Origin of the sequence: Ferrimonas balearica, from assembly GCF_019802085.1 — a bacterium.
Lineage (GTDB): Bacteria > Pseudomonadota > Gammaproteobacteria > Enterobacterales > Shewanellaceae > Ferrimonas > Ferrimonas balearica_B.
Map to the genome: position 1 here is coordinate 1,044,564 of NZ_JAHVHV010000001.1, position 25,643 is coordinate 1,070,206.

The 25,643-nt window shown below is 63.6% G+C and carries 23 protein-coding genes; 5 read left to right on the top strand and 18 right to left on the bottom strand.

Features of this window, described 5'->3' with window-relative positions; genetic code table 11:
* Positions 1-67: 67 nt before the first annotated feature.
* From KUV81_RS04830 to KUV81_RS04910, 17 genes are all read right to left on the bottom strand, one after another.
* Positions 68-1,204: an endonuclease/exonuclease/phosphatase family protein gene (locus KUV81_RS04830; RefSeq protein ID WP_222542709.1), complete on the bottom strand. Its 1,137-nt coding sequence runs from the start codon at positions 1,202-1,204 to the stop codon at positions 68-70.
* A 264-nt stretch (positions 1,205-1,468) separates the two neighbouring features.
* On the bottom strand, positions 1,469-3,157 hold the full coding sequence (locus tag KUV81_RS04835) for an NAD-dependent malic enzyme (RefSeq protein WP_222542710.1): 1,689 nt from the start codon (positions 3,155-3,157) through the stop codon (positions 1,469-1,471).
* A 239-nt stretch (positions 3,158-3,396) separates the two neighbouring features.
* Complete coding sequence (locus KUV81_RS04840; RefSeq protein ID WP_222542711.1) at positions 3,397-4,770, bottom strand: DEAD/DEAH box helicase; 1,374 nt, start codon at positions 4,768-4,770, stop codon at positions 3,397-3,399.
* 83 nt (positions 4,771-4,853) lie between these two features.
* A complete protein-coding gene (locus KUV81_RS04845; RefSeq protein WP_222542712.1) occupies positions 4,854-5,372 on the bottom strand; it encodes a hypothetical protein in 519 nt (172 codons plus the stop codon).
* Positions 5,373-5,375: 3 nt separating this feature from the next.
* A complete protein-coding gene (locus KUV81_RS04850) occupies positions 5,376-5,978 on the bottom strand; it encodes a DUF3501 family protein (RefSeq protein ID WP_222542713.1) in 603 nt (200 codons plus the stop codon).
* Positions 5,979-5,988: 10 nt separating this feature from the next.
* Positions 5,989-7,329: a heterodisulfide reductase-related iron-sulfur binding cluster gene (locus KUV81_RS04855; RefSeq protein WP_222542714.1), complete on the bottom strand. Its 1,341-nt coding sequence runs from the start codon at positions 7,327-7,329 to the stop codon at positions 5,989-5,991.
* A gap of 43 nt (positions 7,330-7,372) precedes the next feature.
* Positions 7,373-7,792 (bottom strand): rubrerythrin family protein, encoded by a 420-nt coding sequence (locus KUV81_RS04860; RefSeq protein WP_222542715.1) that lies wholly within the window; start codon positions 7,790-7,792, stop codon positions 7,373-7,375.
* A gap of 230 nt (positions 7,793-8,022) precedes the next feature.
* The gene (locus KUV81_RS04865) at positions 8,023-8,343 is read right to left on the bottom strand and encodes a helix-turn-helix domain-containing protein (protein WP_222542716.1); all 321 of its coding nucleotides are present in this window, start codon (positions 8,341-8,343) and stop codon (positions 8,023-8,025) included.
* Between the two features lie 129 nt (positions 8,344-8,472).
* Positions 8,473-8,781 carry a helix-turn-helix domain-containing protein gene (locus tag KUV81_RS04870; protein WP_222542717.1) on the bottom strand — a complete coding sequence of 103 codons (309 nt, stop codon included), beginning with the start codon at positions 8,779-8,781 and terminating at the stop codon, positions 8,473-8,475.
* 50 nt (positions 8,782-8,831) lie between these two features.
* Complete coding sequence (locus tag KUV81_RS04875; protein ID WP_222542718.1) at positions 8,832-11,870, bottom strand: efflux RND transporter permease subunit; 3,039 nt, start codon at positions 11,868-11,870, stop codon at positions 8,832-8,834.
* A gap of 72 nt (positions 11,871-11,942) precedes the next feature.
* The gene (locus KUV81_RS04880) at positions 11,943-12,989 is read right to left on the bottom strand and encodes an efflux RND transporter periplasmic adaptor subunit (protein ID WP_222542719.1); all 1,047 of its coding nucleotides are present in this window, start codon (positions 12,987-12,989) and stop codon (positions 11,943-11,945) included.
* A gap of 253 nt (positions 12,990-13,242) precedes the next feature.
* Entirely contained in the window at positions 13,243-14,463 is a 1,221-nt protein-coding gene (locus tag KUV81_RS04885; protein ID WP_222542720.1) for a BamA/TamA family outer membrane protein, read from the bottom strand.
* Positions 14,464-14,840: 377 nt separating this feature from the next.
* Positions 14,841-15,788, bottom strand: coding sequence for a DUF2860 domain-containing protein (locus KUV81_RS04890; protein ID WP_261389194.1), 948 nt, complete (start codon positions 15,786-15,788; stop codon positions 14,841-14,843).
* A gap of 703 nt (positions 15,789-16,491) precedes the next feature.
* Positions 16,492-16,710, bottom strand: a complete 219-nt coding sequence (locus KUV81_RS04895; protein WP_222542722.1) for a hypothetical protein — start codon at positions 16,708-16,710, stop codon at positions 16,492-16,494.
* Complete coding sequence (locus tag KUV81_RS04900) at positions 16,710-16,880, bottom strand: hypothetical protein (protein ID WP_222542723.1); 171 nt, start codon at positions 16,878-16,880, stop codon at positions 16,710-16,712. The genes KUV81_RS04895 and KUV81_RS04900 overlap by 1 nt, the downstream gene beginning before the upstream one ends.
* A 10-nt stretch (positions 16,881-16,890) precedes the next feature.
* Complete coding sequence (locus KUV81_RS04905) at positions 16,891-17,037, bottom strand: hypothetical protein (RefSeq protein WP_222542724.1); 147 nt, start codon at positions 17,035-17,037, stop codon at positions 16,891-16,893.
* Positions 17,034-17,312, bottom strand: a complete 279-nt coding sequence (locus KUV81_RS04910; protein WP_222542725.1) for a hypothetical protein — start codon at positions 17,310-17,312, stop codon at positions 17,034-17,036. The genes KUV81_RS04905 and KUV81_RS04910 overlap by 4 nt, the downstream gene beginning before the upstream one ends.
* Positions 17,313-17,655: 343 nt before the next feature.
* Between KUV81_RS04910 and KUV81_RS04915 the strand changes: the two genes are divergently transcribed.
* The 5 genes from KUV81_RS04915 to KUV81_RS04935 all read left to right on the top strand — a co-directional run bounded on the left by KUV81_RS04915 (position 17,656) and on the right by KUV81_RS04935 (position 25,006).
* Positions 17,656-18,984, top strand: a complete 1,329-nt coding sequence (locus KUV81_RS04915) for an MFS transporter (protein WP_222542726.1) — start codon at positions 17,656-17,658, stop codon at positions 18,982-18,984.
* A 99-nt stretch (positions 18,985-19,083) separates the two neighbouring features.
* Positions 19,084-20,205, top strand: a complete 1,122-nt coding sequence (locus KUV81_RS04920; RefSeq protein WP_261389195.1) for an efflux RND transporter periplasmic adaptor subunit — start codon at positions 19,084-19,086, stop codon at positions 20,203-20,205.
* A 9-nt stretch (positions 20,206-20,214) separates the two neighbouring features.
* Positions 20,215-23,343, top strand: a complete 3,129-nt coding sequence (locus tag KUV81_RS04925; RefSeq protein ID WP_222542728.1) for an efflux RND transporter permease subunit — start codon at positions 20,215-20,217, stop codon at positions 23,341-23,343.
* A complete protein-coding gene (locus tag KUV81_RS04930) occupies positions 23,340-24,752 on the top strand; it encodes an efflux transporter outer membrane subunit (RefSeq protein WP_222542729.1) in 1,413 nt (470 codons plus the stop codon). Before KUV81_RS04925 ends, KUV81_RS04930 begins: the two co-directional genes overlap by 4 nt.
* A 44-nt stretch (positions 24,753-24,796) precedes the next feature.
* Positions 24,797-25,006, top strand: coding sequence for an acetyltransferase (locus KUV81_RS04935; protein WP_222542730.1), 210 nt, complete (start codon positions 24,797-24,799; stop codon positions 25,004-25,006).
* A gap of 61 nt (positions 25,007-25,067) precedes the next feature.
* Here the strand turns inward: KUV81_RS04935 and KUV81_RS04940 are convergent, their stop codons facing one another.
* Positions 25,068-25,487 (bottom strand): desulfoferrodoxin family protein, encoded by a 420-nt coding sequence (locus KUV81_RS04940; protein ID WP_222542731.1) that lies wholly within the window; start codon positions 25,485-25,487, stop codon positions 25,068-25,070.
* Between the last annotated feature and the right edge of the window lie 156 nt (positions 25,488-25,643).

Genomic DNA, 25,643 nt, shown 5'->3' on the forward strand with positions numbered 1-25,643 from the left:
GGCCGGAGACTACCACAAAGCCGCGCCGTCGCCCAATGAGTTTGCCCCAGGGATATATAAAAAAATCTTAGTTTCCAGTTAGTTCCAGTTCTAACCACACCAGTCTATGGTCCGACGAGGCCCCCCGTTCGGCCACCAGTCGGGACAGCTCCAGCCCGTCCACCGGCCAGAACACCCCGCCCCGAAGCGGGGTAAACCCGAAGCGGGAGGGCAGCACATAGTCCACCTGGGCCCGCCAGGCGGCGGTGTGGAAACGGCCATGGGGGTTGTCCGGGCTGTGCAGCTCGGCGCCGGTGCTGAAGGGGATAAGCTCGGCGTTGACCCTGGGGTGCTCCAGCAGCTGGGCGATGGCCCCGGGGCGGCTCTGCCCCTCCACCGGGGAGGCGTTGTAATCGCCGAGAATCACAAAGCGGGTGTCGGCGGGCAGGCCCCCGGACCGGCCGGCGTCATCCACCAGGTAATCGGCGCTGCTAAGGTGATCCGCCCAGAGGCGGATCTCATCGAAGTTGCGGGCCCCGTTGCGATCCTCCGGGCCGTCGAACACCGGCGGGGTGGGGTGGGCGGCCAGGATGTGCACCCGGCGGTTGCCCACCTGGACCGGCAGATCCCAGTGGGCTTTGGAGGAGAGGCGCAGCCCCTGCCAGGTGTCGGCATCGTAGAAGGGGGTGCCATCGGGCTTGAGGATCGGCTGGGCGTCCGGCATCCGGTGCCAGGGGAAGCGGCGGAAACTGCGCACCCGCTGGGTGTCGATGGGGTAGCGCGAGAGCACCACCATGCCGTACTGGCCCGGGTAGTGACCAAAGCCCCAGGCGTCGCCCCCGGTGCCCGAGGCCACGCCATCACCGTCGATATCAAAGGGGCTGGGCACCCCGGTGTTGACCGGGGCGGTGTAGTAGTAGGGGTAATCCAGAGGCGCCTGGTCCACCTGGGGCACCGCCAGGTAATTGCGCAGAAAGGCCTCGACGCCGAGCGCGGGATCTTCGATGTAGTCGAACTCGTTCAGCAGTACGATGTCCGGCCGCACCCGCTGGAGAATTTCGGCGATGTTGCGGATCTGCGGATGGGTGCCACTGGCCAGATGCTGGCTCAGGCTGTCGGGATCAAGCGCCTCGCCACCCTGGCGGTAGTTGCTCGCCTCCATGCTGACGTTAAAGGTGGCGACCTTAAGGCGCTCGACGCTGGGTTTGGCGGGCGGGGTGGGCATGGGCTGTTGGCATCCTGTCAGGGCGGCAAGGGCAAAAAAGACCGGCCACCAGTGGCTTAAGCGAGTCACAGGGTTCTCCTTGGTTGCCGTTAGGGTAGCCGAACCCGGGATGGAACGCTCCTTCGTTCTCTCTGTGTTGTTCCAGCTCAATATCCACCTGGGTGTGTTCGAGTCCCTTTCTCCTCGGGGACTGGCTTACGCCACAGTACTGACCCAAGAAAAACGGCAGCCCAAGGGCTGCCGTTTTTGTCGAACCCCTGAGGGTTAGAACGAGGTGCGTCGGTAGTGACGGTATTCGGCGTTCCAGAAGGCAGCGTCGATGGCGGCCCGCAAGTCGTCGTTCTTCACCTTTACGGCCACGCCGTCGGCCATGGCCACCTTGGCCACAGCAAAGGCGATCTGCTTGCTGACCTCCTGGATCTCCTCCAGCGGCGGCAGCAGGCCCCCTTCGTTCTTCTGCGCCAGGGGGGAGCACTCCGCCAGGGCGCGGCTGGAGGCCATCAGCATGTTGTCGGTCACCCGGCTGGCGCCACAGGCGATCACCCCCAGGCCGATGCCGGGGAAGATGTAGCTGTTGTTGCACTGGGCGATGGGGTAGGTCTCCTCCCCCAGCACCACGTCCTGGAAGGGGCTGCCGGTGGCCACCAGGGCACGACCGTCGGTCCAGCGCAGGATGTCTTCCGGCACCGCCTCGATGCGGCTGGTGGGGTTGGAGAGCGGGAAGACGATGGGGCGCTCATGGTGCTCGGCCATGGCGGTGATCACCTCCTTGGTGAACAGCCCCGGCGCGCCGGACACGCCCACCAGCACGCTGGGTTTGGCGTTGTTCATCACATCCAGCAGGGAGACGTTGTCGTGCTCCAGCGTCCAGTCGGCCACCACCTTGGGGTCCTGCACCAGCTTCTGTTGGAAATCCAGCAGGTTGACCATGCCATCTTGCAGCAGGCCCCAGCGGTCCACCATAAAGATCTGGCTGCGGGCCTTCTTCTCGGACAGCCCCTGGGCCACCATCTCGGCGATGATCGCCTCGGCGATGCCGCAGCCGGCGGAGCCGGCGCCGAGGAAGGCCACCCGCTGCTCCTTGAGATCCTTGCCCTGGGCCTTACAGGCGGCCAGCAGGGAGCCCACGGTGACTGCGGCGGTGCCCTGGATGTCGTCGTTGAAGCAGCAGATCTCGTCCTTGTAGCGCTCCAGCAGCGGCATGGCGTTCTTCTGGGCGAAATCCTCGAACTGCAGCAGGGCGTCGGGCCAGCGCACCTTGATCGCCTGGATCACGTCGTCGACGAACTGGCTGTACTCCTCGCCGCCGATGCGGGGGTTACGCCAGCCCATGTACATGGGGTCGTTGAGGCGCTGCTTGTTGTCGGTGCCCACGTCCAGCACGATGGGCAGGCAGTAGGCGGGGCTGATCCCACCACAGGCGGTGTAGAGAGAGAGCTTACCGATGGGGATCCCCATGCCGCCGATCCCCTGATCCCCCAGGCCCAGGATCCGCTCGCCGTCGGTGATCACAATCACCTTTACGTTGTGGCGGGTGGCGTTGTTGAGCACATCGTCAATCTTGTCCCGGTTGGGGTAGGAGATGAACAGCCCCCGGGAGCGGCGGTAGATGTTGGAAAACTCCTCACAGGCCGCACCCACGGTGGGGGTGTAGATGATGGGCATCATCTCGGTGATGTGGTCCTGCACCAGGCGGTAGAACAGCGTCTCGTTGGTGTCCTGGATGTTTCGCAGGTAGACGTGCTTGTCCATGTCGTTGGTGAACGACTGGAACTGCAGGTAGGCGCGCTCAGCCTGCTCTTCGATGGTCTCGACGGCGTCGGGCACCAGGCCGGTGAGGTTAAACTCGCTGCGCTCCGCTTCGGAGAAGGCGGAACCTTTGTTCAGCAGGGGGGTTTCCAGCAGGACCGGGCCTGCGTAGTGGATATAGAGGGGGCGTTTCTTGTCGTCCATTAAAATGGGCCTTCTGGGGCAACGGCTTGGATCTTGATATTCGGGCGTGAAGTGTATCACGTTTGTGCCCACTGTGGACCAGGGTTCGGGGTCGGACCATAGCCGGTCAGCATGCTGCGATAAGCTCATGAGGGGGCGCGCCTCCGTGCGGTGAAATTGCTTCACAGACTAGGCGGCGGCCGGATGGCGTGGGTTAACTTTTGATTAACCTTTTCCGTGAGTTAGATGTCAGTTTCCCCTTACAGCAGCAGCCTGCAGCGCACCGGCTTGCCCTTGATCTGGGCGCCGTTCAGCGCCGCCAGGGCGGCCCCCACGGCGTGCCGGTCCACGGCGGCGTAGCTGTGCTGCTCCCGAAGGTCGATTTTTCCCACCTGCTGGGCGGTCAGTCCGGCGGTTTTCACCAGCGCCCCCAGCAGATCCCCGCGGCCCAGCCGGGCCCGTTTGCCGGCGTCCACCACCAGGGTGACCCAGGGGCTGGGCGCCGGACGCGCGGCCGCTTCGGGCAGGGTCAGCCTCTGGAGCGCCTGCCCGGTGTGGGCCTCGATGGTGGCCAGGGCGGGGTGCTCGTCGGCGCGGTGCAGGGTGATGGCCTGGCCGGCGGCGCCGGCCCGAGCGGTGCGGCCGATGCGGTGGGTGTAGGTGTCGGGCTCGCCCGGCACGTCGAAGTTGATCACCTGAGCGACGCCGTCGATGTCGATGCCGCGGGCGGCCAGGTCGGTGCACAGCAGCACCGGGGTGGAGCCGTTGGCGAAGCGCACCAGCGCCTGCTCCCGGGCCAGGGCGTTGAGATCCCCGTGCAGGCTGACCAGGGCCACCCCAAGACGCTTAAGCCGAGGGCCCAGCTGCTGGCAGCGGACCTTGGTGTTGACGAAGACCACCGCCGGGCCGGGAGTTGCAAAGAGCAGGCGCACCGTGGTCGTCAGCGCGGCATCGTCATCGGCCTGGGGGCTGTGCCACTGGGTGAGGCTGGGTTCTGTCGCTTCGCTGGCGACACGGCACAGCGGGGCATTGCCCATCAGGGTTTCGCCCAAGGCGTTCAGGCGCTCGGGGTAGGTGGCGGAGAGCATCAGGGTCTGGCGATGGGGCGGCAACCGCCCGGCCAGGGCCCGCAGATCCGGCTCGAAGCCGGCGATCAGCATGCGATCCGCCTCGTCCAGCACCAGGGTGTTGAGCCCATCCAGGCTTACGGCCCCCTCCTGTACCAGCGCGTGGAGGCGGCCGGGGGTGGCCACCAGGATGTCGACCCCGGCGGCCAGGGCCGCGCGCTGACGGTCGATATCGGCGCCGCCCATCACCAGCTGCACCTTGAGGTTGTCCACCGCCCGCCCCAGTTGACGCAACACCTGGGCGCTTTGCTGGGCCAGCTCCCGGGTGGGGCTGAGCACCAGGGCCTGGGGGCCGGGGGCGTTGGGACTCAACCGCTGCAGCAGGGCCAGGGCAAAAACCAGGGTTTTGCCGCTGCCGGTGGGGGCCTCAAGGCGCAGGCTCTCGCCTTTGAGGATGCGAGGCAAGGCCACCTGCTGGATGGGGGTGGGCCGGGTGTAGCCGCAACGTGCCAGCTCAAGTTGCAGCGGGGCACTTAGGGGCAGCTCGGTAAAGGCGCTCAGGCTCAAGGGGCGATACCGTTGGGAAACTCAGTGGGGTGGGAGAATACCAGAAAAGTGCCGAGCTTCGTGCTCGGGCGGTGTGGTGTGACCTAGGGCGGTGCAGGGGCCAGACGCTGTCGCTGGCGCAGTACCCAGTTCTCGCCCTTGTCGTCCTGGTGGTCAATCTCCTCCACCCGCTCGAAGCCACCGTGGGTGCGGGTCCAGGTCTGGCGAATGCGCACCGGCCGCTCCAACTGCAGCGTGGAGTACTCGAACACCAGCACCCAGCTGTGCTCGCTCAGGTACTGCATTGCCACCAGCAACCGCTCCCGGTGGAAGTTGCGATCGGAGGTTTGCTGGGCAAAGCGGAAGGGGATGTCCAGCTCGATCTGCTGATTGAACTGGGCCGCCGGGGTGGTGAGGCGCTCCACCAGCCAGTTGCCGTCGCTGGAGAGGGTGCTGGAGATCACCAGGGGCACCACCAGGGGCCGGTCACTGCCGGGGGTGGGCAGCTCCCACTCCCCCAGCCAGTGGCCCTGCAGGCTGAGCAGAGCGATGCGCTCCGGCTCCAGCATCTGGGCGAGGGCCGGGGGACAGAGGAGGCTCAGCAGCAACAGCCAGCGGGTCATGGGTCAGTGGGGCCTGGGTTGGTCCAGGCAGGCCAGCAGGGCGGCGCGCTGCCCGGAGGTTAATGGCGGACTTTCGATGGGCAGGGCCGGGTGGTCACAGCCAAACCGGATGGTGACGTCGGGGACGCGGCTGGCGGCCAGCATGGCGTCGCTCAGCTCCCAGCGCAAAAAGTGCACGCTGCTGGTTTTCTCCTCGTCGGAGCGCTCCAGGTCCTCATCGGCCACGGCGTAGACCTTGGGCAGATCGCCGATGGCCAGCCAGATCCGATGCTCCATCCCCACCAGGCTGGCGAGCGCGTCCCGGCGCTCCTCCACGTTGGGGTACTCCAGCAGCAAGGTGGCCTTCCAGTTGCGTCCATCGGGGATGAGGGGGTTGTAGGCGTCCAGCTCCTCCTGGATGGCGTCGGGCTCAAACACCCGCTCGATGCGCAGCATCTCCTGGATCTGGTACTGAATGGTGAGCCGGTCCTCGAACAGCAGGCGCAGATGCTCCCCCAGGGTCAGTTGCAGGTCTTTCTTGTGCTCCAACACCTGGCGGCGAAAGCCGTCGCGTTGCTGGGCGTACTCTTCCAGTGACCAAAGGTCCTGTCGGGTCAGCTTATCCATGGCGAAAATCCTAGAGGCCGTAGGCCTGTCTGAGCAGGGTGATGGGGTGGGGCGCGTGGCTGGCCTTCTCCCCCAGTTCTTGGCGTTGACTGCCGATGTGGCTGGCGGCCATGGGGCAGTCACTGACGTGGTGGTCCGGTTTCTGACGCTCCACGTGGCGCACTACCGGCCGGGCGATCTTAAGCGCGTGATCCCGGGTCTCCACCTTCACCGCGTAGGTGCCGTCGTGGCCGGAGCAGCGCTCGATGGTGTGCACCTGGGTGTCCGGCACCAGGGCCAGCAGATCCCGGGTGCGGGGGCCGAAGTTCTGCACCCGCTGGTGGCAGGCGGGCTGGTAGGTGACGTCTCCCAGGGGGGCCTGGAACTCGGTGTTCAGCGCCCCGCCTTTGTGGCGCAGCCAGAGGTACTCGAAGGGATCGAAAAAGGCGCGCTGCACCAGGGCCACCTCCTCATCCTCGGGGAACATCAGCGGCAACTCCTGCTTGAACATCAGCACGCAGGAGGGGATGGGCGCAATCAGGTCAAACCCCTGTCGGGCCAACTCCGCCAGCCGGGGGATGTTGTGCGCCTTCATCTTCGCCACCTGGTCCAGGTCCCCCAGCTCCAGCTTGGGCATGCCACAGCACTGTACGCCGGTGACCGGCTCGATGTGGATGCCGTTGTGCTGGAACACCTTGAAAAAGTCCTCCGCCAGCTCGGCCTGGGTGTAGTTGGCAAAGCAGGTGGCGAACAGGGCCACCTTGCCGCTGGTCTCGCCCACCGGTTGGGGCGACAGAGCCTGCACCAGATTGGCGGCGCGCTCCTCCAGGGTGGGGCGCTGGTAGTGGGGCAGGGGCGCGTCCCGGTGCACGCCGAAGGTTTTCTCCAGCGCCACCCGGAAGATCTCGGTGTTGCCCACCCCGGCCATGGTCTGGCGCACTCCGGGGCTGGAGGCGAACTTGCCCATGGCGTCGGTGTTGGTGAGCACCTTGTCCCGCAGCCGCGCGCCTTTGGCTTTGAAGTGCTGGGCCTTGGCCTGCAGCATCAGGTGGGGAAAATCGATGGCCCATTCGTGGGGGGGCACGTAGGGGCACTTGGTCATAAAGCAGAGGTCGCACAGGTAGCAGTGCTCCACCACCTTGTAGTAATCCGCCTTGTCGACCCCATCCACCTCCATGGTTTCGGACTCGTCCACCAGGTCAAAGAGGGTGGGGAAGGACTGGCACAGGCTGACGCACCGACGGCACCCGTGGCAGACGTCGTAGACCCGCTCCAGCTCCGCCATCAGTTTGTCCTGGTCGTAGTAGTCCGGCCCCTGCCAATCGATGGGATGGCGGGTGGGGGCCTCCAGGCTGCCTTCTTTTCGGCTCATGGGGCGACCTTAGGCGGCACGGCGCACCGTGCCGCTCGTCTGCTTAGCTGTCGAGGTTGTCGAGGGCTTTCTGGAAGCGGTTGGCGTGGGAACGCTCCGCCTTGGCCAGGGTTTCAAACCAGTCGGCAATTTCGTCGAAGCCCTCGTCCCGGGCGGTCTTGGCCATCCCCGGGTACATGTCGGTGTACTCGTGGGTCTCCCCGGCGATGGAGGCTTTGAGGTTGGCCTCGGTGCCGCCGATGGGCAGGCCGGTGGCGGGATCCCCCACCTCCTCGAGGTACTCCAGGTGGCCGTGGGCGTGGCCGGTTTCCCCTTCGGCGGTGGAGCGGAATACCGCGGCGACGTCGTTATAGCCTTCGACGTCTGCTTTGGCGGCAAAGTAGAGGTAACGGCGGTTGGCCTGGGATTCGCCGGAAAAGGCGTCTTTCAGATTCTGTTCGGTTTTGGAACCTTTCAATGACATGAGGGTCTCCTGTGGCGTTCAAAGCCGGTTGTTGCTCACACAGGATCAAGCGTAGTCAGCGATTTGCGCTTTATAGACAGGATTTTCTCAGTGACCCAATCGCCCGCGCCGATTGAACCGGGGCAGACTGACACCATTTTGCGGGGGGGATGCAGCGAAGCTGAGCCTAATGGCCTCAGTCCGAAGGAAAAAAGCCCCGTACTCAGACGGGGCCTTGGTGCTGCGGGGAATCAGACGTCGTCGAGTGTTTCGCCAAACCCAACCAGGTTTTCCAGTGCTTGCGGTGTGTCGACCGCTTTCGGGTTTTCCAGGTTGAACTTGCCGATTTTGATGGCGTTACGCACCGACCATCGGGTGTTCATGCCCATGATCCGCAAAAAACCTAATGCCGGGCCCCGGGCCCGCATGGTGCCGCGTTGCCAGCGGCGAATGGTTTCCGGTGTGGTGCAGAAAAACGCCGCCAGTTGAGCGGTGTCCATGCCGGTGTTGTTCCGGATGTGTTGGAGGATCTGGGCTTCCTCGGTGTCGGCGAAAGCGGGGTTTCTTGCCATTTTGTTACTCTCTTGGATCGTTTAGGTGCGATTGTACAACGTTACGCCGCTCAAAATGAAGTCCAGCCCCAGTGGGGTAAACCCCGGAAACGGAATTTGTGACCCAGTGGGCATCCTTTGCCGGGAGATTTAAGCCGTGGTCACCTGGGACAGGGCGCGGATGATCTCCGGCTGGTCCACCGCTTTGGGGTGCGCCCGGTTGTAGTTGCCAATCTGGATGGCCGCCCGCACCGACCAGCTTTGCGACATGCCCAACACCCGCAGCAGACCGAGCGCCGGGCCTCGGGCCCGCATGGTGCCCCGTTGCCAGCGCCGGACGGTTTCCGGCGTGGTGCAGAGCAGGGCGGCCAGTTGGCCAGTGTCGAGGCCGGATTGCTCCCGGATGTGTTTGAGGAGCTGGGCCTCTTCGGTGCTCGCGTAAAAGGAGTGTCGAGACATGGACTTTCTCTCGTCGGGCTTGGGGCGTGGCCGGGCCACGCCCCTGTGGATTAAGCCGGGTTCTTCACCCGGAAGATCAGGCTGTAGTAGAGGGGGATCACCACCAGGGTCAGCACTGTGGCCACCAACAGCCCCACCATGATCACCGCGGACATCGACTTGAAGAAGGCGTCGGCGACCAGCGGAGCCACCCCCAAGATGGTGGTGGTGGCGCCCAGCACCACCGGGCGGGCCCGGCTCAGGGCGGCGCCGATGATGGCGTCGTAGGGGGTCACCCCGGCTTTGACGTCCTGGTCCGCCTGGTCCACCAGCACGATGGCGTTTTTCACCATCATCCCCACCAGGGAGAGGGTGCCCAGGGTGGCCATAAATTCGAACGGCGTCTGGAACAGCACCAGGCCGGCGGACACGCCCACCAGGGCCAGGGGCACGGTCAGCCAGATCACCAGGGCCTGACGCACGCCGTTGAACATGAACACCACCGCCAGCACCATGGCCGCGAAGCCGTAGGGTGCACTGATGGCCAGACCTTCGTTGCCCTCTTTGGCGTCCTTGTACTCACCGTGCCACTGCAGGCTGTAGCCCTGGGGCAGGGTCAGCTCGCTTTCCAGCTGGACGCGAATGGACTCGAACGCCTCGAAGGAGAGCACCCCGGCGGCCGGATCGGCCTGGGCCTTGATGGTGGGCACCCGGTCGATGCGCTTGATCAGGCCATCCTCGAAGGTGACGTTCACCGAGTTCACCAGCTGGGATACCTGGACGTTGGCCCCCAGGGCCGGGCTGAACACCTCGGTGTTCTCCACGGCACGGTGGTGCTGACGCTCCGCTTCCGGCGCCCGGGCCAGGATGGGGATCAGGTCATTGCCTTCGCGGTACACGCCCACTTCACGACCGTTGAGAGTCTGGGCGATGGCGCCGTTGATCTCCTGGGTGGTCAGCCCCAGGCGCTGGGCGGATTGGGCGTCGTACACCGGGCGCAGGGTGGGCACCTGGTCACGCCAGTCATCCTGAATCGCCATCAGCATGGGGTTGCTGGCCATGATGCCTTTGGCCTGCTCGGACAGCTGGCGCAATACCTGGGCGTCCGGGCCGGAGAAGGCCGCTTCAATCTTCTTGCCGCCACCGGGGCCGAGCATGAATTTCCAGGCCATGATGGCCGCGTCCGGGTAGTTGGCGGACAGCTCGGCATTCAGGGTTTCAATCAACGGGCTAATCACCTCGAACTGGTCCACGTCCACCAGCAGCTGGGCGTAGGCGGTGTTGGCCGGCTCCGGGCTGTAGATCAGCATAAAGCGCAGGCCACCGGCACCGATAAAGCTGGTGACGCCGGTCACCCCCTCTTTGGCCATCACGTCCTGTTCGATCTGCGCCACCAGCTCAGCGGTGCGCTGGAAGTCGGCGCCCTGGGGCAGGTTGATGTCCACCACAAACTGGGGACGCTCGGACTCAGGCATAAAGCCCGGGGGCACGAACTGCAGGGAGAGCACACCCAGCACCATCACCGTCAGGATGGTGGCCAGGGACTTCTTGCGGTTGTGCAGTACCCACACCAGGAAGGCCTTGTAGGCGCCGAGGATGCGGCTGGGCTTCTGGGCCTGGTCAGCCTTGACCGCCAGGAAGTCGTGGCACAGCAGGGGCACCACGGTGATGGCGAACAGCCAGGAGAGCATCATGGAGTAGAGGATCACCCAGAACAGGCTGCCGGCGTACTCGCCCATGTTGGAGGGGGAGAGGCCGATGGCGCTGAAGGCCAGGATCCCGACGATGGTGCCGCCCAGCAGGGGCCACTGGGTGGATTTGACCACCTCGCCAATCACCTGCTTGCGATCCGCCTGCGGGTCTTTCTGCAAGCGGGAGAGCACGCCGTCGGTGACCACGATGGCGTTGTCCACCAGCATGCCCAGGGCGATGATCAGCGCCCCCAGGGAGATCCGCTGCATGGCGATGTCGTCAAACAGCATCACGATCAGGGTACCGGCCACGGTCAGCACCAGTACGCCGCCGATGATGATGCTGGAGCGCAGGCCCAGGAAGAAGAACAGCACGGTAAAGACGATCACCACCGCGGCGATGAGGTTCAGGATAAAGGCGTCCACCGCTTCGGCCACGCTCACCGACTGCAGGGAGATGGGGTTAAGCTCCATCCCCAGGGGCCGGCGATCGTCCAGTTCGGCCAGGCGCGCCTGAACCGCATCCCCCATCACCACCACGTTGCCGCCGGAGACGTTGGAGATCCCAAGGCCGATGGCCGGCTGGCCGTTGTAGCGCACCAGCTCGGTCATGTCGGCGTAGCCGCGGGTGATGGTGGCGATGTCCCCCAGGCGAACGACGGAGTCATTCAGGGCGATCTTCAGCTGCTTGATGTCCTCGAAGCTGGCGATGCTGGCCACCGGGATCACGTTGACGTTCATGTCGCCGGTTTGCAGGGTGCCGGCCATGCTGACGGTATTCTGCTTGGCCAGCACGTCGTACACCTGATCCATGGAGACGTTCAGGGCGCGGGCACGGGCGCTGTCCACCTCGACAAAGATGCGCTCCTCCTGCTCGGCCTGGATGGCCACGTTGGCGACGCCGGGCACCAGAGAGAGCTCCCGGGCCAGCATGTCCACGTAGTCCTGGATCTGCTTGAAGCTGTAGCCTTCGCCGGTAACGGCGTAGTACATGGCGTAGACGTCACCGAAATCGTCATTGACGTAGGGCTGACCGGCCCCGGGCGGCAGCGCCAGGGCGGCGTCCGCCACCTTGCGGCGCAGCTTGTCCCACACCTGCTGGATCTCGGCCTCACCGGCGGTGAAGGCGCGGTCCATCTCCACGATCACCTCGGAGACGCCCGGCTTGGAGGTGGAGGTGATTTCGTACACCTCCTGCATCCCCATCAGGGCACCCACGATGACATCGGTGATCTCGTTGTCCACCTCCTGAGCGGTGGCCCCCGGGTACTGGGTGGCCACCACGGCCTGGCGGATGACGAACTCCGGATCTTCAAAGCGACCCAGCTTTTCGTAGCTCATCCAACCGCCCAGCAGGACGAGAAGAATGAGTACCCAGCTGGTGGTGCGTTTTGCGATGGCGGATTGTGCGATGTTCATGGGATTGCCTCAGTGGAATCAGTCATTTGGCGTCAATAACAACGCCAAGTCGGTGGACGCGTGGCTTGCGCGTCAAATCTGCTCGGTGGGCTGGATAACCAGGCCTTCTACCAGGGTGGAGACCCCGGCGATCACCACCCGCTCGCCGTCCTCAAGGGGGCTGACGGCCACGCGGTTGTGGCTGATCTCGCCGACGCTGACGGTACGCTGGTGAACGCTGTTGTCCTCGCCCACCACCCAGACAAACTTGTTGCCCAGATTGTCCGGTACCAGGGCGGTCAGGGGCACGGTGACCGCTTTCTGGGTGCCGTCGGCAAAGGGGATCACCTTGGCCGCCATGCCCGGCAGCACCACGGCGTCGCCCAGTTCGGCGAAGCTGAAGGTCACCTGGTAGCTCTGGGAGGCCTCGTTGGCGGTGGTGGTGTAGCTCTTCATCTCAACGTCGAACTGCCGACCGGGCAGGGCGGCGATCTCCGCCACACCGTTCACCTGGTAGCCACCGGCGGCCACGATCCGATCCGGCACGTTGATGGCCACTTCCAGCAGCTCCAGATCGTGGATAACGAAGGCGGCCTGGTTGGCGGCCACCTGGATGTGGTTGTCCACCAGGCGGTCGCCGATGATGCCGTCAAAGGGGGCGGTGAGGGTGGTGTCGTTGACCGCGCGCTGGGCTTCCATCACTCGCAGACCCGCCAGTTCCACCTTGGTGCTGATCTCCTCCAGATCCGCCACCGAAATCGCCTGGCTCTTCTCGAAGATGGCCAGGGCGCGCTGGTAATCGGAGCGCACCCGGTTGAGTTCGGCCTGGGCGGAAGCCAGAGTCAGCTCGGCGTCCTTGGGATCCAGCTTGGCCAGCACCTGGCCCGCTACCACCCGGTCACCCTCCTCAACGTGCATCTCGATAAGCCGACCACCGACCTGGAACGACAGCTCCGCACGGTTGGAAGCGCGTACTGCCCCATAGAAGTGGTGACTGGCACTGACCTGGGCGTTGACGGTTTCCACCAGCGCCGGACGCAACGAGGGGGCCGCGGCTTCAGCCGGGGACTCTTTGGCGCAACCCACCAGCAGGGCGGGGAACACCAGGGCCAGGGCAGCGTTGAGGGAGGTCTTGTTCATGTCGGTGTCTCTCATTTCAATCGTTGTGAAGTCCGTTGTGCGCATCAGCGGTCAATCGGGCCAGGTCAGTAAAAGTCTCCAATGAGACGATGTGGTGGATTATGCGGACGAATAGGCGCATAAGCAATGCGAAAGAGCACATATTGGCAACGAGTTGTGATTGATGTGATCGGGATCACGCTCCCGGGCGTGACAGGGGGCCCCTGGGGCGCGGCCGCCTTGGGGCCAGCCGCGCCAGAGACGGAGACGAAGCTTAGAACGCCTGGTTGACGGTAAAGTGGAAGAGGCTCTCTTCGCCACTGAAGCCAAAGTCGGCCCGGGCCACCATGCGCTCGATAAAAAAGCGCAGCCCAAACCCGGCGCTCCACTCCATCTCGCTGTGCAGATCGCCCAAGTCAAAGCGGCTCTCCACCTTGCCCAGTTCGGCAAAGAGGGCGAACTGCCACCAGGGAAAGTCGTAGCGATTGAAAAAGGGGATGCGGCTTTGGGGCTGCCACTGGGGAATGGTGCGGTACTCCACCCCATAAAAGAGGGCACTGCGATCGTTGAAGCGATCGTTGCCAAAGCCCCGCAAACGCTCGGACCCGCCCAGTACCGATTGAGCAAACCAGTCCGGCTGACGCCAGGGGCTGGCCTTATCCCAGGTGGGGATGTCGGACAGGTAGCCGGTCAGGGCCAGGGTCTGTTGGCGGGCCCAGGCGGTTTGGCCCAGGTCCAGATAGTGGGTGTACTGCGCTTCCCAACGGGTGTAGGCGGCGCGTTCGCTGCCGCCCCAGTCGCGCAGCACCTTGGCGTAGCTGTGGTAACCCCGGCTGGGAGAGGGCCAGAAATCCCGGGTATCCCGGTCTAAGGTGGCGCTCAGGCCATAGGTTTTGCCCTCAATATTGTCGCTTTGGGCGGTGCGCAGGTCCCGGGTTTGGTAGAAAGGCTCAAACTCCACTACCGTGCGGGCGATGCGCTCCGGGGCGACAGGCAAGCCCGAGGAGAGTTGCAGCCGGCTGGCCGCTTCCTCATCCTGGCCCAGCAGGTAGCGAAACGTCAGATAGAGATCCCGCTGAAGGTAAGACGCGTCCAGGGCGGTATCCATTTGACCGCCCACCGGATTGGCAAACATTTGGTCCAGATAGAAGGTGCTGTCGGTGAACTCCGCCTGCAGGGCAGAGGCGTCCAGGGTCCAGCGCTCGGACAGCGCGTAGTTGTAGTAGCCCAGGAAGGTGATGTAGCTGTCATTGACCGAATAGGCACCAAAGCCCACCAACTGGGCGTGGGGCTGGCCTACACCGGTCACCGAGGCCACGGCACCGGCTATCATGCCGGTGCTGTCCATGGCGCCGACAATGGGGATCACCACAGAGTCTTTGCTGTCCACCGGGGGCGTGGGCTCGAAGATCTCGACGCCCGCATCGTCCGCACTCAGCGGGGCCGATAGGGCCAGCAGCAGGGCCAAAAACAGAATGTGAGGGACGCGGTTCATGGTCTCTCCTGGGCCTTTTACGGCCGAGCACGCCAAACGAGGGCGTGACCTTTGCCCTGGTCGGTTCATTGAATGGGTGTGGGGCTCTTGGGGCCGACCGAGCGAATCGCTTTGCCGGCCCCAAGAGGGTGATTTGGACGATGATCAAAACCCTTTGCGCTGAATATGAAACACCCGTCGGCCCTCCCTGTTTTTTCAGAGAGTCATGAAATATCCATATGCCTTATTGAGTTGGGTTGCCGGTGGATATCCGTCGGCTTAATTCATTTCGTCAGTGACGTGGGCTGTTGTCCAATATCCTGTGTCATTGAATCAATAGGTCGTAGAGCACCAAATAACCTATGGATTTACCAATTTATAATTATCTCTATCGATAATTAGAACTTGTAGCTCAGGCCAATGGAGGTCAGGTATTCATCGCTCTCATAAAACTTGATGTTCGAGGTGTTGAACTTGACGCCATTAAAGGAGACCAGGCTCCAGTTTTGCCAGCCCATAAAGTTGGCGCGTTCGTAGGCCAGGAACAACTCGTAACGATCGTCGGTGTGCTCCTTGTTGAAGATGGGGTTCATGGCGTCGTACTCGCGATAGGCGTAGCTGCCGGTCAGCGCCAGGGAGTGCCCATTGCTGTGGCGGAAGTAGGTCATCTCCGCCTTGTACTGGTCGAAGGTGGCCGCGTCGCCTTCGGCGTCGTGATGGAGATAGGCGAAGGAGGTGACAAGGCCGGATGACGCGCTGAACATGGCGCGATAGCTGCCCTTGAAGTAGTAGGTGTCCGCGTCCCGGTGCAGGCTTTCGTGCTCGATGCCCTCGTTGTCCACCTCCTGGGTGGCAAAGCCCATGTCCATTGAGAAACCGGAGTTCATCAGGTTGTTGATCTTAAGTCGGTAGGCCATGCCCTCAACATCCTCTTTGGTGCGGTTGCCGGTGGTGTCGTAGGGGTTGGCCCACACCTCGCCGCGCACCACGGTGGGCAGGATGGCGAAATCCACCTGGGTGCCGTTGGCAAAGTCGTACTGGTAGCCAATCTCAAAGGCCAGATCGCCCACCGCCAGGTCATCCCGGGAGGTGCCTAGGTAGACACGCTGGTTACGGCTGTCACCCAGTTCGTAAGCGATGTTGCCCAGCGGCATGACGATAAATTCGTTGGTGTGGGAGCCTTTGCTATTGAGATCCGTCAGACGGCGGTCACCCTCGGTGCTCAAGTTGGAGTTGGTGGACAGGTAACCGGTGGCAATGATCAATTCACCACTGATGCGGGATTCTTGTTCGGCCAATACGGGGACGGACAAGGTGGAAGCCAAAGCCAGTGTAATAGCGCTCATCTTTTTCATCGTCATATCTCTATATAAGTTGGAAAGATTGATGGATTCAATATTTCGTTTGGCGCAGTGGTATGCGCATAAAAGTGGCGAAGCACTACACGGCTAAACTCGGTAATTTATCGAGCTTTGACTCGCTTCTCCGCGAAAATTCCGCCCCATTAATTAGGTGGCGCATTTATTTGGCCGAAAGGCCATGATTTGATTCTTTCAATCCCCCAAGGACACACCGGAGGGGATTCTTAATTCGCCCTAAACTCGATTTATCGGGCAAAGGCCGCGACCAGGTCGTGCCCCATCAGCAGGAAGATAACCAGCAGGTGGAAGAGCGGATGCTGGGCCAACTGCAGTACCTTGTCATTCATCTCGGCCTCCCCCTTTGGGGGAGGTGGCCAGCCAGGCCACAAGGCAGGCAAGGCCGACGACCACAATCAGTTGACTCATAACGCTCTCCGGTGAACACCAATCTGTTGAGGTGCATAATACGGACGAATAGGCGCAATTAAAAGTACCAAGGTCTCTTTAATGTGTCTTTGTGTCCGTTGTGTGATCGTGATCACGGTGGTTCTTTGGGCAAAAAAAAACGCCCCTTAAGGGCGCACTGATGGTGCGGGGGCGAGAAGCGGCACGATGGGCCGAACCCCGTGATGGCGCCCTCCATGGCCAAACCGAAACACGAGTGGGGGATGAACAAAGCGAAGTGGGTTTAGGGCTGGCTGTACGGCAGCGGGGCCTCGCCCTGAATGGTGTGGGTCGCGTTGGCCAACAGCTCGTTGACCGCCACCAGTGCCTTGGCGGTTTGCCGGGCCACCTCATCCAACTCGTCCCGGTATTGTGCCGGGTGCGCCTTGCAGCGCACCACGCCGGCCAAAGCGAGGGTCAGGTGGGTTTCCAGGCGGCGAAAGTCTTCGGGTGCCAGCACCATCAGACCACCTCACAGGGCCAGGTGGACCAGGCGAACAGGGAGAACACCGCGGCCGAGCCCCAGGAGAGGGCGTCCGGTTGCATCACCACCAGCAGCAACCCCAGGGACGCCATAAAGGTGGCGGCAAACATCCGGCCGACGGATCGCAGTTTTTGGACAAACGCGTTCATAAGCGACTCCTCAGTACATCATCAGTTGGTGGAAGCTGGGCTTGGCCGGCGCGGACTCGTTCTGGGCCTGTTGGCCGACATGGCCCGGCTCGGGATTGGCCTGGACGGCGCAGCCGGACAGCCCCCAAAGGGCCGCCACAATCAGCAGGACTTTCATGCGGCCTCCTTCAGGCACCGGCAGCGCGGCCCGGTGCGACCGGTGCCCTTAAGCAGGTGTTTGATCAAAACCTGGCCCTCACCGCCGCAGCGCTGACAGCGCAGCAGCAGGGACTTGTCACCGGTATTGAACAGCGTCTGTGCGGTGGTGCCCAGATTGGGATGCCGGCCGATGGCCTCCGCCAGTTGGGTGAGCCGTCGAAACTGGCGCACCTTGGAAGCACTGGGCAGGTAGGGGATCCGAACGCCCTCTTTGGGACAGGTAAAAATCAACATTGGGGCCTCCGGGGGTCGTTGACGGCGTGCCGTCCGCACAATGAACGTGGCTTCCTAACGTCTGGCCCACCCAACCAAAGGGTGCCCCTAAGCCACCAATGGGCTCATTAAAGCACCTAAACGTAGTCTAAAAAAGCCATAAGGTAGGTCTTGGGTGGGCTTTGTGCGCTGGATCACGCTTTGCCCTGGCGCGCCGGACGTCGGCTCTGACCGAGACTTAGCCTGGCCAGGCGAAGCCGATTGGGGGCGGCGTGAACCCCGATGTCGGCGGCGACTGCGTCACAAATGTGCCGGTCAGATGGTGTAACCTTATTGTTTTACTGATTCTTTTTGGACATTCCCTATGCAGCAGGGCGCCTCGGAGCCGGTCACCAAACGCGAGATCTTTGGCTGGGCCATGTTTGATGTGGCCAACAGTGCCTACACGACGGTGGTGATCACCATCGTCTACAGCGCGTTTTTCGTGAACCACCTGGTGCCTGAGGGCTCACAGTGGGGCAACAGCCACTGGGGCCTGGCCATGGTGATCTCCAACATCACCGCCATGGTGCTGGCGCCGCTGCTCGGCACCCTGTGTGACCTGACCGGACGCAAGAAGGGGTTTTTGCTGGGCAACATGCTGATCTGCTCTTTGGCCACGGCGTCGCTTTACTTTGTCGGGCCCGGGGCCATCGGCTGGGCGATTCTGCTTATCACCATCAGTAACACCGCCTGGATGCTCTCCGAGGTGTTCTGCGCCAGCTTCCTGACCGATCTCTCCACCCCCGAGAACATGGGTCTCATCTCCGGCATCGGCTGGGGGGTGGGTTACCTGGGGGGGCTGTTGAGCCTGGTGATCGTGCTCTTTGGCGTGGTGACCGTCAGCGCCGAGACAGACCTGGCGCGCTACATCGAACAGAACCAGACCGCCATGCTGGTGGTGGCCCTCTACTTTATTCTGGTGGCCCTGCCCACAGTGCTCTGGCTCAAGGACCGCGGCCAGCGCACCGAGCGGGTAGGGTGGGGCGAGGTGTGGCGCCACACCTGGCAGCGCCTCAGCCACTGCTGGCAGCTGACCAAAACCCTGCCGGCCCTGTTCCAGTTCTTTTTGGTGTTCACCCTCTACTCCGCCGGCATGGCCATTGTCATCAAGTTCTTCGGCATCTACGTCGACTCCGAACTGACCCTGACCGGCCCCGAGAAAACCGGGATCTTCCTCGCCCTGCAGGTCTCCGCCTTCCTGGGCGCCCTGGGCTTTGGCTTTTTGGAGACCCGCATCGGCCCCAAGGCCACCATCTTCCTGACCCTCATCTGGTGGGTGCTAGGGGTGCTCTCCATCTACTTCCTGTCGGAGCTGGCGGCGCTGTTTGGCGTCTCGGAAAACGGCCTCTTTATGGTGTGTGCCTTGCTGGCCGGCTCTGGCCTGGGCTCTACCCAGAGCGCCAGCCGCACCATCGTTGGCCTGCTGACCCCCAAGGCCTACAGCGCCATGATGTTCGGCTACTGGGGGCTGTTTGGCCGGGTGGCGACCATCCTTGGCAGCGTCTCCTTTGCCCTGGTGGCGGACTTGTTTAGCATTCAGCAGGCGCTGTTGGTGATCCTCGGCTTCTTTGCGGTCGGCGCGCTGCTGGTGCTGCTGGTGCCCATCGCCAAGGGCTTGGAACAGGCCCGAAATTATCGGGTGACCGACTGACGCCCAACCGCGCCTTTCGTCCCCAACTGCCCAATCTTTGCTAGCTTTTGTTCACGGGATCGACCGGATCGTAGCAACTTGGGAGCGGGCAAGATGGTGATGCGAAACGCAGTTGGGGCCAGCCTGTTAGCCGTGATGGTGTCCGCCTGTGGCGGGGATGCCCCTCAGCAGGGGCCGCCACAGGCCGCCGAGGTGGGGGTGGTAACCCTGGCCGCCCAGCAGGTCACGGTGTCCGTGCAACTGGCTGGGCGCACCAAGGCCTCCCTGGAAGCGGAGGTGCGGCCGCAGATCACCGGCATCGTGCAGCAGCAGCTGTTCACCGAAGGGGCACTGGTGCAGGAGGGCGAGCAGCTCTACCAGATCGATCCCGCGCCCTATGAGGCGGATCTCAGACGCGCCCAGGCGGATCTCTCCAAGGCCCGGGCCAACCTCAAAACCGCGAAAAACCGTGCCGACCGTTACGAAACCCTGGTGGAGGCCCGGGCGGTCTCCCGTCAGGACTACGATGACGCCCTGGCCAACTTCCAGCAGGCGGAGGCCGAAGTGGCCACCGCGCAATCGGCGGTCACCACCGCCCAGATCAATCTCGATTACACCCGGGTCTACGCGCCCATCACCGGCCTGGCGGGGCGCTCCACCGTCACCGTCGGCGCCCTGGTGACCGGCAACCAGGGCGAGGCTTTGGTGACGGTGCAGCAGTTCGACCCCATGTTCGTCGACGTCACCGAGTCGAGCCGGGCGCTGAATCAACTGCGCCGCGACTGGGCCTCCGGCGAACTGGTGCGCCAGGATGCCGCCAAGGTGAAACTCTACTTCGACGACGGCTCCCGTTATGGCTACGAGGGGCAGTTCAAGTTTGCCGACATCAACGTGGATACCGGCACCGGAACCTTCACCATCCGCACCACCTTCCCCAACCCCGATAACCTGCTGTTGCCGGGCATGTTCGTCCGTGCCGAGCTGGTCAAGGGGGTGGTGCCCCAGGGCCTGCTGGTGCCGGCCCGCGGGGTGACCCGCAACGCCAAGGGTGAAGCCACGGTGATGCTGGTCAAAGACGACAAGGTGGAGCAGCGGGTGGTGGAAGCCGACGAGATGGTGGGCCAGGACTGGCTGATCAGCGACGGTCTGGCCCCCGGTGACAAGGTGATTTTGGAGGGACTCCAGTTCGTTCGCCCCGGGGTGCCCGTGGGCACCGTACGGGAACTGGACAACCAAGGGTAGGGGGACACCATGGCCAACTTCTTCATCGACCGGCCGGTGTTCGCCTGGGTGTTGGCGATCCTGGCCATGCTGGCTGGGGTGCTCTCCCTGGTGCAGCTGCCCATCGCTCAGTATCCCAACATCGCCCCGCCGGCGATCCAGGTCTCCGCCTTCTACCCCGGCGCCTCCGCCAAGACCGCCGAGGAGACGGTCACCCAGGTGATTGAGCAGGAGCTCACCGGCCTGGACGGCCTGCGCTACCTCTCCGCCGAGTCCGACTCCTTCGGTAACAGCATCATCACCCTGACCTTCGAAGCGGGCACGGATCCGGACATCGCCCAGGTGCAGGTGCAGAACAAGGTCTCCGGGGCCACCGCCAAGCTGCCGGAAGTGGTCCAGCGTCAGGGGGTGGTGGTGGAAAAATCCAGCGACACCTTCCTGATGGTGATCGCCTTTTACTCCGCTGACGGCACCATGACCGACACCGACCTGTCGGATTTTGTCGCCAGTAACCTGCAGGATCCCATCAGCCGGGTCGCCGGGGTGGGCTCGGTGCAGCTGTTTGGCGCCGAGTACGCCATGCGGATCTGGCTGGATCCCAACCGGCTGGAAAGCTACGGCCTGAACCCCAGTGACGTTACCGCCGCCATCGCCGAGCAGAACACCCAGGTCTCCGCCGGCCAGCTGGGGGCCAGCCCCATGGTGGATGGCCAGCAGCTCAACGCCACCATCACCGCCCGCTCGCTGCTGCGCACCCCCGAAGAGTTCGAGCAAATTCTGCTCAAGGTGAACCCGGACGGCTCACAGGTGCGCATTCGGGACGTGGCCCGGGTGGAGCTGGGGGCGGCGGATTACAGCACCGTGGCTCGCTACAATGCCCAGCCGGCCAGCGGCATGGGGATCTCCCTGGCCACCGGGGCCAACGCCCTGGACACCATGAACGCCGTCAACGATCGCATCGACGAGCTGCGCTCGCTCTTTCCCCCCGGGGTGGAGATGCGGGTGCCCTATGACACCACCCCCTTCGTGCGCCTCTCCATCGAGAACGTGATCCACACCTTAATCGAAGCCGTGGTGCTGGTGTTCCTGGTGATGTTCCTCTTCCTGCAAAGCTTCCGCGCCACCCTGATCCCCACCATCGCCATCCCCGTGGTGGTTCTGGGGACCATGGCGGTGCTGCTGGCCCTGGGCTACAGCATCAACACCCTGACCATGTTTGCCATGGTGCTCGCCATCGGATTGCTGGTGGACGACGCCATCGTGGTGGTGGAGGGCGTAGAGAGGGTGATGGAGGAGGAGGGCCTGCCCCCCCTCGAAGCCACCCGAAAATCGATGAAGCAGCTCTCCGGTGCCCTGGTGGGGATCGGCATGGTGCTCTCAGCGGTGTTCGTGCCCATGGCGTTTTTCGGCGGCACCACCGGCATCATCTACCGCCAGTTCTCCATCACCATCGTCACCGCGGTGGCGCTGTCGGTGCTGGTGGCCCTCATTCTGACGCCCACCCTCTGTGTGGCCCTGATGAAGCCCGGCCACGGCGGTGGCAGCGACAAAGGCTTCTTCGGCTGGTTCAACCGCACCTTCGACAAGGCCACCAACGGCTACGTCGGCCACGTGGGCACCCTGATTCGCCGCATGGGCCGCTTTATGCTGATCTTCATCGCCCTGGGGGCGGTGGCCGGCTACATGATGACCCGTCTGCCCACCAGCTTCCTGCCGGACGAGGATCAGGGGGTGATGATCGGCATGGTGATGCTGCCCACCGGCTCCACCCAGTCACAGACGGTGGAGGTGCTGAAAAAGGCCGAAAGCTACTTCCTGGAGAATGAAACTGACTCCGTAGCCTCGGTGTTCGCGGTGGCGGGCTTCAGCTTCGCCGGCCGGGGCTCCAACGCCGGCATCATGTTTATGAACATGCTGCCCTTTGAGGAGCGGGGCACGGAGGAGACCTCGGTGTGGGCGGCGATGCAGCGGGCCCAGAGGGCGTTTTTCCAGATCAAGGAGGCGATGGTGTTCGTCTTCGCGCCCCCGGCGATCATCGAGCTGGGGACCGCCACCGGTTTTGATATGTTCCTGCAGGACCGAACCGGGGCGGGGCACGACGCCTTGATGCAGGGGCGCAACCAGCTGCTGGGGATGGCAATGCAGAACCCAACACTGACCAACGTGCGGCCCAACGGCCTGGATGACACGCCCCAGTTCGTGATTGAGATTGACCAGCTCAAGGCGGAGGCGTTGGGGGTCAACATCAACACCATCAACGACACCCTCTCCACCGCCTTCGGCAGTACCTACGTCAACGACTTTATCGACCGGGGCCGGGTCAAGCAGGTGTACGTGCAGTCCGACGCCAGCTACCGCATGGTGCCCGCCGACATCGATTTCTGGTACGTGCGCAATAACCAGGGGGAGATGGTGCCGCTCAAGGCGATCACCACCACCCGGTGGGAGTACGGCTCGCCGCGTCTGGAGCGCTACAACGGGGTCTCCGCCATGCAGATCCAGGGCGAACCCCGTCCGGGGATCAGCACCGGGGTAGCGATGACCACCATGGAGCAGCTGGTGTCGCAGTTGCCCAATGACCTCAGCGTGGCCTGGACCGGCCTCTCCTACGAGGAGCGCGAGGCCGGCGGCCAGGCCGGGGCCCTCTATGTGCTCTCGATCCTCATCGTTTTCCTCTGTCTGGCGGCGCTGTACGAGAGCTGGAGCGTGCCCTTTGCGGTGATCCTGGTGGTGCCCCTTGGGGTGCTTGGGGCGGTGATCGCCACCGGACTTCGGGGCCTGGACAACGACGTCTACTTCCAGGTGGGGCTGCTCACCACCGTTGGCCTGTCCGCCAAGAACGCCATCATGATCGTCGAGTTCGCCAAGCAGTATTACGAGGAGGGCGCCGACATGGTGGACGCGGCCCTGCACGCTGCCCGGGTGCGTCTGCGTCCCATCCTGATGACCTCCCTGGCGTTCGGCTTCGGCGTGCTGCCCCTGGCAATTTCCAGCGGCGCCGGCTCCGGCGCCCAGAACGCCGTAGGCACCGGGGTGATTGGCGGGGTGATCACCGCCACCTTCCTCGGGGTGTTCTTCGTACCCATGTTCTTTGTCTTTGTCAGTCGACTGGCCCACCGTAAGGCGCCGGAACCGGCGGCGGTGAAGGAGGGCGCATGAATCGATCCCTAGTCGCCCTGATGCTGTCGGCGCTGCTGGCCACCGGCTGCAGCATGGCCCCGGAGTACGAAACCCCGCCCTCGCCGGTGGACGAGTTCTGGCCTGAAAGCGCCGGCGATGCCGACGAGGGCAACAGCGCCATCGAGGATTGGCGGATGTTCGTGCTGGATCCCCGCCTGCAGGTGATGATCGAGCGGGCGCTGGAGCACAACCGCGACATGCGCATTGCGATACAGACCCTGCGCCGGGCCGAGGCCCTATACGGGGTGCAGCGCTCGGAGAAATTCCCCAACATCGACATCGGTGCCAGCGGCGTGAACCAGCGCCTGGGTGAGGCAGTAACCGGAGCGGACAGCACCATCAATCGCCAGTACAACATCGACATCGGCCTGTTTGGCTACGAAATCGACTTCTGGGGCCGCCTGGCCAGCCTGGAAGAGACGGCCCTGCAGGCCTACCTGGCCACCGACGAGGCCCGGCGCAACACCCACATCGCCATCGTCAGCCAGGTAATCACCGCCTACCTGACCCTGGCGGCGGACCGGGCCCTGCTGAATCTGGCCAGGGAGACCCTGGAAACCCAGAAAGCTTCTTTGGCCCTGACCCAGCAAAGCTTCGACAACGGCGTGGCCACCGGGCTGGACGTGGCCCAGGCCCAGGTCACCGTGGCCATCGCCCAGGTGGACATGGCGAACTTTAACAACCGGGTGGCGGCGGACATCAACGCCCTGGCGGTGCTGGTGGGCACCGGCTACGACCCCATACTGTTGCCGGACGGCAGCCGGGAGATCGCCCTGGGGCCGGTGGAAGTGGGGATGCCTTCGGCCATGCTGGTGCAGCGCCCGGACATCCGCTCCGCCGAGCACAGCCTGCGCGGCGCCAACGCCAACATCGGCGCGGCCCGGGCGGCGTTCTTCCCCAACATCTCGCTGACCGCCACCGCAGGACTTTTGAGCGCCGAGCTGGACGACCTGTTCAGTGGCGATGCCCGCAGCTGGAACTTCACCCCCTCCATCACCGCGCCCATCTTCCACTGGGGTGAGCTGCGCGGGAACCTGGAAGTGGCCAAGGCGGATCGGGAGATCGCCCTGAACCAGTACGAGCAAACCATCCAACTGGCGTTCCAGGAGGTGGCGGACGCGCTGGCGGCCCGGGAGAACCTGGAGGACCAGTACCAGGCTCAGCAGCAACTGGTAATGGCCTACAAGGACAGCTATGAGCTGTCGGATCTGCGCTTCCGTCAAGGGGTGGACGACTTTTTCTCGGTACTGGACTCCCAGCGCAACTACTACCAGGCGGAGCAGGATCTCATCAGCCTGCGTTTGTCCCAGCAGGCCAACCTGGTGGCGCTGTTCCGCGCCATGGGCGGCGGCTGGGTGGGCAGTGAGCCGCCCCCGGAGGCGCAGTAGGCTCATCTACACTTAACAGATTGAGGGTGGTAAGGAGTAAAGCGATGTTATTAAGAGAGACTGAGTCCGGCGATCTGGTGGAGGTGGCGGACACCTCGGCGCTGATCAACCCCTTCGTGGACAGCGTCATGGTGCAGTACCAGTGCGGGGAGGATCTGGCCGACCCGGAGCTGTGCACCAAGGATCACCTGAGCTTCCCCTCCGGCGAAGCCCTGCCCATCTGCTGGAAAGACGGCTTCTACCGGCAAAAGTGACGCCGGCATCGGACGTCAAAACGGGGCCTGATGGCCCCGTTTGTCGTGGAGGGTTGGCGGTTCACACCTCGGCCATCTCCAGCCATACATCGTGCAGGTTGCACATGCTCAGGGCGTAGAGGGGACCGCTGTAGCCGGCCAGCTCGAACTCGGAGATGGGGGCGGCGTCCTTCATCGGGTCAAACACCCGCTCGTTGATGAACTGGAAGTTGGCGTCCAGCAGGGTGTGCTTGACGATGTAGTGCTCGTACCCTTTCATCTCGTGCCCGGTGATCACCTTGACCTTCCCGGCGCCCTTATCCACTTCGATCACCGGCAGGTGGCCGGCCACCTTCTTGCTCCAGCGCCCTGGGGCGTCCTTGGTGTAGTACACGCCGCCGGCCATGGGGGTGCCTTGAACCCCGGCCAGCACCTGTCTGGGGGCCACCAGGGTGGCTGCGGCGCCCACCAGTCCCAATCGAATCAATTCACGTCGTTGCATAATCACTCTCCCATGGCTCACAAGTTTGGGCATCACAGCCCTCAGATTGGCTTCCATAGTGGTGGCACAGGGTGGCCCAATTGTCCATTTTCTGAGCGCTTCAAAGGGGATAGGGCCACCGGTGTGACGAGGATCAAACTCTGGCGCCCATGGCCC